General features: G+C 45.6%; 1 pseudogene. It reads right to left on the reverse strand.

The features are described from left to right. Nucleotides 1-574: pseudogene (locus tag R7Z77_RS27300) on the reverse strand (hypothetical protein); the annotation flags it as partial.

The following is a 574-nucleotide window of genomic DNA, read 5'->3' on the forward strand; positions in this document are numbered from 1 at the left end:
TTTACTTACGTATAGAATTTCTTCTGGTGCGCCAGCCTCTACAAATTCAGTGATCACTTTGCGACCGTAGAAGTTTGGATCTTTCACTTGGCTGTACAGCTTACCGTCAGAGAACGTACCCGCACCGCCCTCACCAAACTGTACGTTTGATTCTGGGTTTAGCGTGCGTTTACGCCAGAAACCGAAAGTATCTTTAGTACGTTCACGAACTTCTTTACCACGTTCAACGATGATTGGGTTGAAACCCATTTGAGCCAACACCAAACCAGCAAACAGACCACATGGACCAAAACCGATGACGATTGGGCGCTCTGTTAGGTTCTCAGGTGCTTTCGCAACAAACTTGTATTCCATGTCTGGTGTTTGGCGAACGTGAGGATCGTTTGCGAACTTCGCTAGCAACGCGGTTTCATCGCCTTCAACGATGATGTCTAGCGTGTAAATAAGATGAATATTGGTTTTCTTACGAGCATCGTAGCCGCGTCTAAAGACGTTAAAAGAGATAACTTTCTCAGCAGGAATGCCAAGTTTTTTAGTGATCGCGTCTAATAGCGCGCCTTCCTCATGATCAAGA

Source organism: Vibrio sp. 1401, assembly GCF_033340295.1.